The following is a 13,036-nucleotide window of genomic DNA, read 5'->3' on the forward strand; positions in this document are numbered from 1 at the left end:
GGTCGCTAGACCGCCCTCTATTCGGAGGCCGTCACCCGCCGGGAGTCGTTCATTCCCCTGGGTCGCGGCCTCCATTTTTTTGTCCGCGGACAGGGTGACGGCTTCCGCCTCCCCTGCTTCCGCGAACCTCCCCCGCGCTCGATGCAGGATTCGAACCCACGGCCTCTGGCTCCGGAGGCATAACCCTCGATTCGCAACCATCCCGGGGCCCGGGCTCAATAAAACGTGCGCCGTGCGTGTGGGGACGACCCGAATTTCGGGATCATTTCGTATCTCATTTTCAGAAGGGGCCCGGCCGGGCGCCTCCATGAGACGGAGCATTCCGCGTGCTGCCTGGAACCGAGCGGTCAGTCTTGGAGGCCTTCCGCCGGGGTGACACCGCCGTGCTCACCCAGGTCTACCGCACCTATTCGCCGGAAGTGCTGCGCTACCTGTCCCGGCGCTTCTCCGTCCACTCGGAGACCGGCACCCGCTCCGTCGCGCTCACGCCGCTGGACCTGGACGCCGCGCACCAGGAGACCTTCGTGCGGGCCTTCCGCCCCCACATGCGCCAGGCCTACGACGGCGTGCGCCCCTACCTGGGCTTCCTCCTCACCGTCGCCCGCTCCACCGCCATCGACCTGATGCGCGCCTCCGGCCGCGTGGCCCGGGAGGCCATCCCCCTGGATGACGCGCCGGAGCTCACCCATGCCCCCACCGAGGGCAAGAGCCCGGAAGAAGAGGCCCTGGGCGCCGAGGTCCGCTCCATCGTGCGCCGCTTCCTGGAGGCCCTGCCCGCCGAAGGACGCGCCCTGGCCCAGCTTCGCTTCATGGACGGCCTGTCCCAGGAGTCCGCCGCCGACCAGCTCAAGCTCACCCGCGGCGAGGTGCGGGTGCGCGAGCGCCGCCTGCGGTTGCAGTTCACCGAACACCTGAAGGACTCGGGCTGGCTGGACAGCGATGTCGTGCCGGGACGCCTGCAGTTGGGCGCCCTGCTCGCCACCCTGGCCCTGCTGTGCGCCATCCCATTCGGGAGCCTCCCATGAAGTGGTACGAGCGACATGTGGACGCGGGACTGACGCGCTGGTCCCTGGGGGAGCTGTCCGCCCCCGAATCCTCGCGGCTCCTGCGCCACGCCCACGCCTGCGCCCGCTGCGGCGCCCGCTACGACAAGTGGGCCCGCGCCCACCGCGTCTTCGAGTCCGGCCAGACGGACACCCCCACCTCCACGGAGCTGGAGACCCTCACCGCCGCGGGGCTCGAGGCCGCCCTCAACGCCGCCGCGCCCCCGGACGCCGCTCCCGCCCGGTGGCCCACGCTGGCGGTGCTCGGCGCCACGCTCGCGGCCCTGTTCCTCGCGGTGGTGGTGACGCCCGCGTCCGTCGGCCCCTCCACCTCCGCCTCCACCGAACCCACCGAGCCCGAGTTCAGCGTCCGGGGGGCCGTGCATGACCCGGCGGTCCTGCCCGCCGCCCCGGTGGCCCAGCCCGTCCTGCGCGTCTTCTGCGCCGCGCCGGGCCAGTCGCTGCGCGAGCTGCGCACCGGGGCCGCGTGCACCCCGGGCGCCACGCTGGCCTTCGCGGCGGGTGCCCGTCCGCCCTACACCCACGTCGCGGTGCGCGTGCGCACCGGCGGCCACGAGGAGGTCAACGGCCCCTTCCCGCTCAGCGGCAAGGCCGGCGAGGAGCGCCCGCTGGAGCTGACGGTCGCGCTGCCCGCGGGATCCGATATGGCGGAGGTCACCGCCACGTTCTCCGAGCACCCGGACGCCGCCCTGGCGGCCCTCCGTCAGGGCACGACGGAGGGGGTGGTGGTGCTCAGGCAGGAGGTCCGGGTAAAGGATTCTCCATGAAGAAGCTGGAAGTCCTCCTGGGGGCGGCGCTGCTGATGGCGGCGCCGGAGGCATTCGCGGACACCGTGCGGCGCGCGCTCGTCATTGCCCACAACGGCAGTGATGATCCCGCGCTCGCGCCGTTGCGCTACGCGGACGACGACGGCGTGCTGTGGGCGGAGACGCTCAAGCGGCTGGGCGTGGAGACCACGCTGCTCGTCGACCCTGACGAGCCCACGCGCAAGGGCGGCAGCCTGGTGCTGAAGTCCGCGCAGGTCCCCACGCGCGCCGCGGTGGAGCAGGCCGTGAAGCGGCTGCAGGCGTCGACGCTCGCGGACCGCGCGGCGGGACGCCAGACGGACGTGCTCATCGTCTACGTGGGCCACGGCAACACGGACGACGCGGGCCGCGCCTACTTCACGCTCGCCGACGCGCGGCTGGACCGCAGCAGCCTCTACTCGGAGGTCGTGGATCCGCTGGGCGCGGACTACGTGCACGTCATCGCGGATGCGTGCCGCGCCTCCGGTGTGGTGGGCAGCCGCGGCGGGACGCCGGACGCGGCGGTGCTGGCGGAGCTGCGCGGGGTGCTCGCGCGCGAACAACTGGCGTCGCGCCCCCACGTGGGCGCCCTCTTCGCGGAGAGCGAGGACGGCGAGACGCACGAGTGGTCCCGCATCCGCGCGGGCGTCTTCAGCCACGTGGCCCGCTCCGGCCTGCTGGGCGGCGCGGACATCAACGGCGATGGCCAGGTGGAGTACAGCGAGCTGGCGGCGTTCGTGGCCGCCTCGCTGCACGGAGTGAAGGGCATGCCCGCGCGCCTGTCCGTCAACGCCTTCGCGCCCACGGCCGAGCCCCGCCGCCCGCTGGTGGGCCCCGCGCCCGCGGGGCCCCGGGTCACCTTCCCCGCCGGCTTCGAGTACGCGCGCATCTCCGTGGAGGACGCGGACGGCCAGCGGCTGGTGGACGTGCGGCGCTCGAAGGAGCAGTGGACGCAGATCCTCCTGCCGCTGCGCGACGTGTACTGGGTGCGCACGCCGGACGCGGAGGCGCGCGTCACGCTGGCGCAGCTTTCCTCCGGCACGCCGGAGTTGCGTCCGCGCGAGCTCCAGGAAAGAGGGCCCGCGGAGGAGGCGCTCCGCCGGGACCTGTTCGCCGTTCCGTTGGACCGGTCGTTCTACGACGAGTACGTCGCCGCCGTGGGGCTGGTGCCGGTGGACTTCACGAACCCCTTCCAGCCGTCCGTCATCGGCGGGGCGCGCTCCCCGCTGGCGGTGGCGGCGCCGTCCGACTGGACGTCGCGGTTGGAGCTGGGCCTGGGCGCGGGGCGCTCGCCGTTGGGGCTGGCGAAGTTCGCCGCCGGGCCCAGCCTGTCGTGGCGCACGCCGTCCTCCGTGGACCTGCTTTATTACGGCGTGCGCGGGGCGTACGGCGTGACGCCGCTCGCGGCCCAGGACGGCATCCGGCTGCACCGCTTCACGGTGGAGGGGCTGGTGGGATTGGAGCGTCCCGCGAACACGCCGCTGTTCGCGGAGGTGGGGCTGGGCTGGGGGCTCCTGGGCCTCACGGCGCCGGGCTTCCGGCAGGCGGACCCCGCGATGCTCACCGGCCACGTGGCCGCGGGCGTGACGGGGCGGTTCGCGGGCATGCCGCTGCGGCTTTCGGCCCAGGTGGGCCTGGATCGCGTCACCGCCAATGGCCAGACCGTCATGGACGGGCAGTACGGCCTGGAAATTTCCCTGAGGCGCTAGCGGACGCGGGCTGCCGGGCCCGGCCGTGTCCGTGCGTGGGTGCGCCGCCGTGCGCACCCACCGCGCCAACCTCGAGCCCTGACGGTCCTCCCGTGTCCCGTTCCTTCCTCGTGCTCACCGCGCTGTCGAGCGCCGCCGTGGCCGCCGCCGTGCTGTCCGGCTGCGACCCCATCTGCACGAATGGGGTCTCCAAACCCGGGCAGGGCCCGGTGGCCCGGAACGCCTCCGGCACCTGCGTGCAGATCGTGGTGACCCGCCCCGATGCCGGGGAGGACGACGCCGGCTTCGATGGCGGTGACGGGGGCGAGCCGCCCGACGCGGGCGATGGCGGTGGAGGGCCGGTCCCGGACGGCGGCGCGTGCGGCGCCGGGCCGGGCTGGACGACGCGGGTGCTGGACGAGGAGAGCGACAACATCTCCGGCAGCTTCGTCTTCGACGCGCAGGGCGTGGGCCACTACGCCTATTCGAAGCACGAGCAGCTCTACATCGGCACCACCCGGCCGGGCGACGTGCCGGTGCGGGTGGAGGGCGTGACGCGCCCCTTCGACATGTCCATGGCGGTGGCCGCGGATGGCACGCGGCACCTGATGTACGAGCAGGGCACCGCGGTGGGCTACGCGCACGACACGGGCGGCGTCTGGCAGGCGCAGTTGCTGGTCACGGGGTGGACGGCGGCGCTCGCGCTCGATGCCGGGGGCGAGCCGTACCTGCTCATCGGCCTGCTGCCTCCCCAGGAGGGCTACGCGCTCGGAACCCGCAACGCCCAGGGGAACTGGGTCGTGACGCCGCTGGAGGGGCTGGGGCCCCGGGGGGACCGCGAGCGGATGGTGGTGGATGCCGCCGGGCACCTCCACGTCGTGCTGGTGCGCGCGTACGGCGCGGACAATCAGGTCGTGTACGCGAGCAACGCGTCGGGGACCTGGACCGAGGAGCCGCTGGACTTCTGGCTCCTCGCGAGCTCGCCGCGCTACCGGGTCGCGCTGGAGGTGGACGCGACGGGGCGGCCCTCCCTGGTGGGCGCCAGCAGCCAGGGCGCGTGGCTGTGGACGAAGGAGCCCAGCGGATGGAAGTCGTACGGGTTGGGGGCCTACATGAGCCGGGGCCCCGCGGTGGCGCGCAGCCCCCGCACCCCGAACGAACGCTACGTGCTGCTGGATGACGCGGACATGAACGCGTTCGAGAACGGGAGCACCAGCCAGGTGGTCGTGCGGAGGCTCTTCGGCACGTCCGCCTCCTACGCGACCCCGCCGCTCGTCCTGGAGACGCGGGACGGTGGCAACGCGTTCCCAGGTCCCTCCGCGCTCCACGTGGATGACCAGGACCGGCTGCAGGCGGGCTTCTTCTACGTGCACTACGAGAAGGACTCGGGCGGCGTCGCGCGGCCGACGACGCGTGGCCTGCGCTACGTGCAGTACTGCCCGTGAGCCTCGCGCGGGAAGCGCGCGGTTGCGGGGCACGGAAGCGGGCGCCTACAGTCGCCGCGCCTTGAGCGAGTCCGTCCCCCTGAGTCCCCCGCCCCCTTCGTCCACCTCCCACCGGGCCCTCGTCGTGGCGCGAGCGCTGGCGGTGCTCGGCGGGCTGGGCTGGTTCCTGTGGCTGGGCGGCGGGCCGGTGCTGCCGCCCACGCGCATCGACTGGATGATGCGCGAGGACTGGGCCGCGCACATCTTCGGCTGGTTCTTCTTCCGCAACGCGGACTGGACGCTGCCCCTGGGCGCGGCGCCCAACCACTTCTACCCCTACGGCTCGTCGGTGGCGCTCACGGACGGCAACCCGTGGGCGGCGCTGCTCTTCAAGCCGCTGTCTCCGCTGTTGCCCGTGGACTTCCAGTACACCGGGCCGTGGCTGGCCCTGTGCTACGCGCTGATGGGGTACTTCGGCGCGCGGCTGGTGGAGACGGTGTCCCCGCGTCCGGTGCCCATGGTGCTGGGCGGCACGCTGCTGGCGCTGTCGCCGGTGATGGCGGCGCGCTTCGGCCACCCCACGCTGTGCGCGCACTGGCTGCTGCTGGCCCTGCTGTGGCTCAACCTGCGGGACATCCCGGACGCGAGAGTCGCGACGCGGAGCCTGGGCCTGGCGGCCCTCTTCAACGCCATCGCGTCCGGCACCCATCCGTACTGGGTGGCCATGTTGATGCCGCTGACGTTGACGCTCGGGGTGCGGCTCGCCTGGAGCCGGAAGCTCGGCCCCGCGCGCGTCGCGGCGCTGTGCGCGGGCATCGCGGCGCTGGACGTGGGGCTGTTCGCCCTCTTCGGCTACTTCGGCGGCGGCGGGCTGGGCGCGGAGGGCTTCGGGGACTTCTCCGCGGACCTGGCCACGCTGGTGAACCCCATGGGTTGGGGGCGCCTGCTGCCGGACCTGCCCGCCGCGCCCCGGCAGGGCGAGGGCTTCGGCTACCTGGGCGCGGGGGCGCTGCTGCTCGGCGTCGTGGCGTGCGTGAGTCTGCTCGCGCGCATGCGGGAGGCGCGCACGCTGGACTGGCGCCGGGTGCTGCCCGCGGCGGTGGTGGTGCTGCTCATGGCCGTCTACGCGCTGTCGTCGCGCGTGACGTGGCTGGGCCAGCCGGTGGCGGACCTGGGCTCGCTGTACGCGCCGCTGGTGAAGGCGACGAACGCGTTCCGCGCCTCCGGCCGCTTCGTCTGGCCGCTGCACTACCTGCTCGTCGTGGGCGCGGTGCTGCTGGTGGCGCGGCTGTGGCGCGGCGTGCCCGCCGTGACCGTGGCCGCGCTGACGGTGGCGCTGGCGCTCCAGGCGTACGACGTGCGCGAGGAGAAGAGCGCCCTCTTCAAGCCCGTGCGCTTCCATCGCCTGAAGTCCGCGGAGTGGGACGCGCTGAAGGGCTCCTATCAACACCTGGCCCTCTTCCCGCCGCAGGTGCAGTGGGTGTGCCGCTATGACGAGCCGCTGGTGAACGCGCTGGCGTATCAGGCGTACCGGCTGAAGCTGACGTTCAACAGCGGCTACGCGTCGCGCACGCCGGAGGCGCTGGCCGCGGAGTGCCGCGCGCCGCTGCCTTCGGGCGGCCTGGACGCGAAGACCGCGTACGTGGTGCTGCCGCCGCACGTGCGGCCCTTCCTCGACGCGGGCGCGCTCTGCGGGCTCGTGGAGGACCTGCCGGTGTGCGTGGTGGGGAGCAACACGGATGCGTTCGCGCAGGGGCTCGCGCGTCAGCCCCGCCGCTGACGCGAAGCGACACTGAAAATCCTTTCAGTCCGCTTCGGATCCGCTGTTACCTTGCAGGTAGCCCCGGTCTCCCACCGGGCGCACTGCGAGGGGAGCGACGATGCCTGCGATGACGAAGCACGCTGCGGGGACGGTGTCCTGGGTGGACCTGATGGCCTGGGACCTGGCGAAGGCCCAGGACTTCTACGGGGCGCTGTTCGGCTGGACGTTCCAGGAGGGCTCGAAGGAGAACGGCCACTACACCATGGCCTTCAAGGGAGCCCACCCGGTGGCGGCGCTGATGCCGCGTCCCAGCGACGCGCCGTTCCCTCCCATCTGGAACACCTACTTCGCCGTGGAGAGCGTGGACCGCTCCGTCGCCCGCCTGAAGGAGCTGGGCGGCAACGTGATGATGGAGCCCATGGACGTCATGGACGCGGGGCGCATGGCCTTTGGCGCGGACAACACCGGCGCGCCCTTCGGCTTCTGGCAGCCCAATAAGTTCGCCGGCTCCGGGCTGGTGAACGAGCCCGGCGCCATGGCGTGGCACGAGGCTAAGACGCGCGACGGTGCGAAGGCCGTGGCCTTCTACAAGGACCTCTTCGGCATGACGGCGGACAAGATGCCGGACGACCGGATGCAGTACTGGGTCCTGAAGAAGGACGGCGGTGAGACGGCCGGCGTGATGCAGCTCGATGACAAGACGCCCGCCGAGGTGCCGGCCCACTGGATGGTCACCTTCGCCGTGGCCAACACCGACCAGGCCGCGGCCACCGTCACCGCCAAGGGCGGCAAGGTGATCATGCCGCCGTTCGATTCCCCCTACGGCCGCATCGCCATCGTGGCCGACCCCGGCGGCGCGGCCTTCGGCGTCATCACCCTGGCGAAACCGGCGTAAGGGCCGCCATCGCGGCGGCCATCACCTGCTTCACCGGCACGCCCGCGGCCCGGGCGAGCCGGACGCAGTCGTCGAACTCCGGGTGCGCGTTGAGCACCCGGCCGTCCCGCAGGCCACGCTTCACGCGGACCCGGCCCCACGGCGTCTCCACCTCCACGAAGTCGCGCTCCAGCGCGTGGCGCTCCACCCGGTGGTAGCGCACGCCCAGCGACGTGGACTCGTTCAGCATCGCGTCCACCACCGCCTCGCGCAGGCCGCCCTCCACCAGCGCGCCCAACAGGTGCGCCGGCCGGCCCTTCTTCATCACCACCGGGGACACCCACGCGTCCTTCGCGCCCACCTCCAGCAGCCGCTCCACCAGGTGCGCCAGGAGCTGCGGCGTGGCGTCATCCAGGTTCGCCTCCACCACCCACAGCCCTTCGGTGGCCTGCGTCTCCACGCGGCCCAGCGACGCGCGCAGCACGTTGGGCCGGTCGCGGAAGTCCTTCGTCCCCACGCCGTAGCCCACCTTCTCCACGATGAAGTCCGGCGGGTGGCCAATCCTCGTCAGCACCTTGAGCAGCGCCGCGCCCGTGGGCGTCGTCAATTCGCCCACGCCCTCGAAGCGCACGGGCACGTCGCGCAACAGCTCCAGCGTCGCGGGCACGGGGATGGGCATCTGGCCGTGCGCCACGCGGATGGTGCCGCTGCCCAGGGGCGGCGGCGCGGCGTGCACCTCCGGGTCACCCAACAGCTCCAGCACCACGGCGGCGCCGCAGATGTCCACGATGGAGTCCACCGCGCCCACTTCATGGAAGTGGATGGCGTCGATGGACACGCCGTGCACCTTCGCCTCGGCCTCGCCGATGGCGCGGAACACCGCCAGGGCCCGCGCCTTCGCGCGCTCCGGCAGCGTGGGCGCGGCTTCAATCAGCTGGCGGATGTCCGCGTAGGCGCGGTGCGGGTGCGCCTCCTTCGCGTCCAGCACCACGTCCAGGTGCGTGCCGCTGATGGCGTGGCGCACCGCGCGCGACACCGCCAGCTTCCAGCCCGGCACGTTGAGGCCGGACAGCGCCTGCGTGAGCGCATCCGGCGACACGCCCAGGTCGATGCCCGCCGCCAGGAACATGTCCCCGGCGATGCCGCCCACCGGCTCCAGGTAGAGGATGCGCCGCATGGCCTGTCAGCTCCGTCCCTTGGTGCGGGAGATGAGCGCCGCGTAGAAGCCGCCGCCAAACCCGTTGTCGATGTTCATCGTGGCCACGTTGGAGGCGCACGAGTTCACCATCGAGAGCAGCGCGGAGATGCCCTTGAGGTTCGCGCCGTAGCCCACCGACGTGGGCACCGCCACCACCGGGATGCCGACCAGGCCGCCCAGCGCGGACGCGAGCGCGCCCTCCATGCCCGCCACCGCCACGGCGACGTGGCACTCCTGAATCTCTTCACGCCGGCGCAGCAGCCGGTGGATGCCCGCCACGCCCACGTCGTAGACGCGCCGCACGTCCGCGCCCATGGCCTGCGCGGTGAGCGCGGCCTCCTCCGCCACGGGGATGTCGCTGGTGCCGCCCGTCACGATGGCCACGCGGCCCGCCTTCACCTTGCGCTGGGCCAGATGGAAGATGCGCGCCACCGGGTGGTACTCGCCCTTGGGGAAGCGCGCCACCAGGGCCTCCGCCTTGTCCGGCTGCAGCCGCGTCACCAGCACCGTCTGCTTGCGCTCCACCAGCGCGCCAACGATGCCCAGGAGCTGCTCCACCGTCTTGGGCTCGCCCAGCACCACCTCCGGGAAACCGAACCGGAGGTTGCGGTGCGTGTCCACCGTCGCGTAGCCCAGCTCCGCGTACGGCAGGTCCTTCAGCTTGCCCACCGCGTCGTCCAGGCTGACCTTGCCCGTCTTCACCTGGCCCAGCAGGGCCCTGAGCGCCTTCTCGTCCATGGGCGAGCGGTCTACCCCAGCCGCCCCCGCGCCTCCAGGCGGACCTAGAGGCCCAGCCGGGACAGGAGCGCCTGGGCGCTCCCGCGCTCCAGCACCAGCAGCATCTGGCCGCCCAGCGGCGTGGGGCCGGACGCCGAGAAGCGCGCCGCCAGCACCACGCCCGGCCCCGGCTCCACGTCGCCCAGCATCCCGGCCAGCACCGGGCGCACCGACCCGCGCTGGAGCTGGGGCACGGAGGGCAACAGCCGCCAGCCCGTCAGCCGCCCGATGGCGGACAGGCACGCGCTGGCGAGGATGTTCGCGGCCTCGGCCAGGGCGCTCTCGCGCTCCTCGGGGGACGCGGGGTGGCCTCGCAGCAGCGCGGACTCCAGCGCCTCGGCGTCCCCGGACGGCATCGCCAGCACCAGCGCGCCGCGCAGCTCGCCCGTCATGCCCAGGCGCACGGCGACGGCTGGCGCCTCGTCCGCGAAGAGCGCAGGGCCTTGGGCGGCGTCCGTGACGCGCACCTCGGGGACGGAGAGGTCCACGCGGCCACCCACCAGCCGGGCCAGCGCGTTGGCGCCGTGTCCACAGCCGATGTTGGCCACCTCGCGCAGGGCGTCGAGCTGCGCGTCACTGGGCAGGGGGGGGCTCACGCGGTCAGTAACCTCGGGACGTCCAGGATGAACACGGGACGACCGCTGCCCAGGATGGTCACGCCGGACAATCCCGGCAGCAAGTCCAGGGGGCGGGACAAGGGTTTGAGCACGACTTCCTCCTGCCCCAGGAGGCGATCCACCGCCAGCGCCACCTTGCCGGTGCCGGCGTCCCCCTCCATCACCACGAAGGGCCGGTAGCCGGGCTTCGGCGTCGCGGGCACGCCCAGGAGCGACTCCAGCGCGTGCACCGGCAACAGCCCGTTGCCGTGCGGAAGCAGCGCCGTCTCACGGCTCTTGCTCAGGGCTTCTGGGTCCGCCTCCGTGGCGCCCACCACCTTGGCGATGGGCAGGCCGAAGACCTCCTCGCCCACCTCGACGAGGAGCAGGTGCACCACGGCGACGGTGAGCGGCAGGCGCAGCGTGAAGGTCGTGCCCCGGCCGCGCTCGCTGTCGATTTCGAGCGTGCCGCCCACGCTCTCCACCACGCGCTTCACCGCGTCCATGCCCACGCCGCGGCCGGAGATGTCGGTGATGTCCTTGGCGGTGGAGACGCCCGGCAGGCACGACAGGAGGAACGCGTCGCGGTCCGCCATGCGCTGGGCGGCGTCCTCGGTGATGAGCCCGCGCTTGAGCGCGGAGGCCTTGAGCTTCGCGGGGTCCATGCCCCGGCCGTCGTCCTCGATGTCGATGATGACGCGGTCGCGGGCGCGGCGCACGGTGACGGTGACGCGGCCGCGCGCGGACTTCTTCGCGGCCACCCGCTCCTCCGGCGACTCCAGGCCGTGGTCGATGCAGTTGCGCAAGAGGTGCAGCAGCGGGTCCGCCAGCTCGTCGAGGATGGCGCGGTCGAGCTCGATTTCGGCGCCGGTGATGACCAGCTCCACCTCGCGCTCCTTGCGGCGGGCGAGGTCGCGCGCGGCGCGGGGCAGCCGGTCGGTGATGAGCGACAGCGGCGTCATGCGCGCGCTCATGACCTTGTCGTGCAGGTCCTTCACCAGCGTGTGCAGCCGGTAGACGCCCTCCTCCAGCGCGGGGCGCGTGTTCTCCGGCAGCACCTTGCCCACTTCGCGCAGGCGCGCGGTGGCGAGCATCAGCTCCCCCACCGTGTCGAGGAAGTAGTCGAGCAGCTCCGTGCGCACGCGCACCGTGCGGGAGCCCGCGTCCGCGGTGGCGCGCGCCGCGTCCGACGCGGGCGCGACGACGGGGAGCACGGGCGGCTCCGGGACGGAGGGAGCGACGGAGACGACCTCCACCTCGGCCACGTTGCGCAGGGCCGCCTGGATGCCGGCATCGCCCACGCCGGTCTCCACGTCCACCTGGATGTAGCCGTCCGGGATGCGGCCGGCCTTGAGCTCCTCCAGGGGCGGGCGCAGGTCCACCAGCGTGCCCAGGGAGGACAGCCGCTTGTGAACGAGGAACGCGCGCACGCCGGGCACCTGGCAGGTGGGGGAGATGCGCAGGCGCACCGACCAGCGGGGCGCGCCGGACTTGCCGTCCGCGACGCTGGTCACGGCCTTGAGCCCGGAGGCCAGCGCCACCACGGAGGCGGCGGGGTCGTTCTCCGGCAACACCGCCAGGGACCGCGCGCCCGGGGCGCCGTAGAGGGCATCCGGGCCGCTCAGGTCGCGAGGCGGCATCAGCGTGGCCGGCGGCATCACCGCCAGGGCGGAGGGCACCGCCGCGCTGGATGCGACCGGAGCGGCGGTTCCCGACTCGGAGGCCCCCGGAGTCGAAGGCCCGGCGCCACCTGACGCGGAAGCTTCCGAGGCCGTGGACCCACCCGGCGTCCCCGGACCCGAGGCACCGGCCGCGCTGCCCGGCGTCCCCGAACCCGACGCGGGCCCGGCGGAGCCACCCGGCGTCCCCGAACCCGAGGCACCCGCGGGGCCCTCGCCGCCTCCCGAGCCCTCATCGTCATCTCCGGACGGGGAGGGGGACGGGGTCGCGGGCTTGAGCGCGTTGACCTGGGCCACGCGGGTCGCGGCGGGGGCGTGGCCGGTGAGCGACTGCACGCGGGCGCTCAATTGCTTGAGCAACCCTTCCGCCTGCTCCGGCTCACGGTTCGAAGAGACGGCGCGCACCTGGGCGGTGAGCGTGTCCGTGGCGTTCAGCAGCAGGTCCACCAGGTCCCGGTCCAGGAGCTTGCGGTCCTGCCGCACCGCGTCCACCAAGTCCTCCACCCGGTGCGCCAGCATCGCGATGGGCTCGAAGCCCATGGACGACGCCATGCCCTTCACCGAGTGGGCGTGCCGGAACATCGAGTCCACGGTGCTGGCGGTGGCCTCGCGCTCCAGCTCCACGAGGTCCCGCCCGAGCGCCTCCAGGTGCTCGGTGGCCTCCGAGATGAAGAGGCCCAGGTACCGGGACATGTCCATCGTCATGACCCGGCACCTCCTTCACAGGCGGACAGGGCCGCGACCCGGGCGGCAGCGGCCCCGTGTGCGCCGATTCAGGCCTCGCCCAGCACCTTCTTCACGACCGCCAGCACGTCCTCCGCCCGGAACGGCTTGACGATGAAGTCCGAGGCACCCGCCTCGATGGCCTCCATCACCAGGCTCTCCTGCCCGAGCGCCGAGCACATGATGACGACCGCGCTGCTGTCGGCCTTGATGATTTCCCGCGTGGCCTCAATGCCACTCTTGAAGGGCATCACGATGTCCATCGTCGTGAGGTCCGGCTTCAACTCCTTGAACTTCTCCACGGCCTCCAGGCCGTTGGCCGCCTCACCGACGACCTCGAACCCTCCAGACGCAAAGATGTCCTTGATCATGTTGCGCATGAAGATGGCGTCGTCGACGACCAGCACCCGCTTAGCCATGTGAAGAACTCCGCCTCCGTTTCAGGCCTAGAGGGAGCGCACCCTAT

At 72.7% G+C, this 13,036-nt stretch carries 11 protein-coding genes; 6 read left to right on the forward strand and 5 right to left on the reverse strand.

Annotated elements, in window-relative coordinates:
- Window positions 1–326: 326 nt before the first annotated feature.
- The 6 genes from ACX114_RS36235 to ACX114_RS36260 all read left to right on the forward strand — a co-directional run bounded on the left by ACX114_RS36235 (window position 327) and on the right by ACX114_RS36260 (window position 7,618).
- Window positions 327–1,025: an RNA polymerase sigma factor gene (locus tag ACX114_RS36235; protein ID WP_459292024.1), complete on the forward strand. Its 699-nt coding sequence runs from the start codon at window positions 327–329 to the stop codon at window positions 1,023–1,025.
- Window positions 1,022–1,831 (forward strand): hypothetical protein, encoded by an 810-nt coding sequence (locus ACX114_RS36240; protein WP_459292026.1) that lies wholly within the window; start codon window positions 1,022–1,024, stop codon window positions 1,829–1,831. The genes ACX114_RS36235 and ACX114_RS36240 overlap by 4 nt, the downstream gene beginning before the upstream one ends.
- Entirely contained in the window at window positions 1,828–3,558 is a 1,731-nt protein-coding gene (locus ACX114_RS36245) for a caspase family protein (protein ID WP_459292028.1), read from the forward strand. The genes ACX114_RS36240 and ACX114_RS36245 overlap by 4 nt, the downstream gene beginning before the upstream one ends.
- A 92-nt stretch (window positions 3,559–3,650) precedes the next feature.
- Window positions 3,651–4,982, forward strand: a complete 1,332-nt coding sequence (locus tag ACX114_RS36250) for a hypothetical protein (protein ID WP_459292030.1) — start codon at window positions 3,651–3,653, stop codon at window positions 4,980–4,982.
- A 61-nt stretch (window positions 4,983–5,043) separates the two neighbouring features.
- The gene (locus tag ACX114_RS36255) at window positions 5,044–6,741 is read left to right on the forward strand and encodes a DUF6311 domain-containing protein (RefSeq protein WP_459292032.1); all 1,698 of its coding nucleotides are present in this window, start codon (window positions 5,044–5,046) and stop codon (window positions 6,739–6,741) included.
- Between the two features lie 109 nt (window positions 6,742–6,850).
- Window positions 6,851–7,618, forward strand: a complete 768-nt coding sequence (locus ACX114_RS36260) for a VOC family protein (RefSeq protein WP_459292034.1) — start codon at window positions 6,851–6,853, stop codon at window positions 7,616–7,618.
- Here ACX114_RS36260 and larC read toward each other — a convergent pair.
- The 5 genes from larC to ACX114_RS36285 form a co-directional block, all read right to left on the reverse strand.
- On the reverse strand, window positions 7,596–8,774 hold the full coding sequence (gene larC, locus ACX114_RS36265; protein WP_459292036.1) for a nickel pincer cofactor biosynthesis protein LarC: 1,179 nt from the start codon (window positions 8,772–8,774) through the stop codon (window positions 7,596–7,598). The two genes, ACX114_RS36260 and larC, sit on opposite strands and share 23 nt — an antisense overlap.
- A gap of 6 nt (window positions 8,775–8,780) precedes the next feature.
- A complete protein-coding gene (larB, locus tag ACX114_RS36270) occupies window positions 8,781–9,533 on the reverse strand; it encodes a nickel pincer cofactor biosynthesis protein LarB (RefSeq protein ID WP_459292038.1) in 753 nt (250 codons plus the stop codon).
- Between the two features lie 44 nt (window positions 9,534–9,577).
- A complete protein-coding gene (locus tag ACX114_RS36275) occupies window positions 9,578–10,168 on the reverse strand; it encodes a chemotaxis protein CheC (protein ID WP_459292040.1) in 591 nt (196 codons plus the stop codon).
- Entirely contained in the window at window positions 10,165–12,552 is a 2,388-nt protein-coding gene (locus ACX114_RS36280) for a chemotaxis protein CheW (RefSeq protein ID WP_459292042.1), read from the reverse strand. The genes ACX114_RS36275 and ACX114_RS36280 overlap by 4 nt, the downstream gene beginning before the upstream one ends.
- A 68-nt stretch (window positions 12,553–12,620) precedes the next feature.
- The gene (locus ACX114_RS36285; protein WP_014400067.1) at window positions 12,621–12,989 is read right to left on the reverse strand and encodes a response regulator; all 369 of its coding nucleotides are present in this window, start codon (window positions 12,987–12,989) and stop codon (window positions 12,621–12,623) included.
- Window positions 12,990–13,036: the final 47 nt, after the last annotated feature.

The sequence above is a fragment of the Corallococcus sp. M7 genome (genome assembly GCF_054512695.1).